Source organism: Pseudomonas siliginis (assembly GCF_019145195.1).
GTDB lineage: Bacteria > Pseudomonadota > Gammaproteobacteria > Pseudomonadales > Pseudomonadaceae > Aquipseudomonas > Aquipseudomonas siliginis.
The window spans coordinates 1-751 of record NZ_JAHSTW010000031.1 but is presented as its reverse complement, the minus strand read 5'-3'; the positions used below and the strand labels follow the sequence as shown (position 1 = coordinate 751).

The window sequence follows — 751 nt, the reverse complement described above, 5'->3', positions numbered from 1 at the left end:
TCAAGTACAAGATCGACAACCGCACCCTGCAGTTGCTCAACGCCCAGGTCAACCTGACCGAGACCTTCAACCATGTCCTGCGCACAGCACCGAAGCGTGAATGCCTGGCATTCCGTCTCAAGGCTGAGCGCGGCACAGTGGAAAGCACTTTTGTCGTCGAACTGGGCAGCGAACGCCACACGCTAACCCTGCCAAACGACAAGAAGATGCACCTCAAACTGGCCGATTTCATTGAAGAGATTGCCAACGGTCCGTTCGACGCGAGCAACTCCAGCGACCTGGTGCCTCTCCCGCATGCCGATCGTCAATACGGTCGCTTTGAAGTCCAGGACAAGCAGCGCGTGTTCGAACTGGTGCACACCGGCGGCGTGCTGAGCCTCGACATGGGTTTTGAACTTCCCCTGCATGTGGCGCTGCATCGCACTCATACACGCCGCGGCGTCACCGCGATCTTGAGCATCGGCAACAAGAGTCCGCATACGCGCTGCTTTACCTTGTACGACCCCGATGCCGAGATCTACGCAAGGCTCCTTGAGTCCATCAGCCACCTTGCTGCAGCGGCCACTCCTGCTGCGCACGCGGCATGAGGAGGACGATATGGAACGCACCCTCGCCCAAGCAGCCGCACAACTCGGCCTCACTCGCCCCAAATTGATCGCTCTCATGCGGGAAAAAGGTTTGCTCAAGGGAAACTTGCCGGCGGACCCGAAGCGCGACAAAGCGTACCTGCGGATCAAGGACAGCCCCTGGT

1 protein-coding gene and 1 pseudogene are annotated in these 751 nt (G+C 59.3%); both read left to right on the top strand.

Annotation, left to right across the window (positions count from 1 at the left end):
* Positions 1–587: hypothetical protein (locus KVG87_RS25710; RefSeq protein WP_217853239.1), on the top strand; the 587-nt coding region annotated here is incomplete at its 5' end.
* Positions 588–597: 10 nt separating this feature from the next.
* Positions 598–751, top strand: a pseudogene (locus KVG87_RS25975) (phage antirepressor KilAC domain-containing protein); the annotation flags it as partial.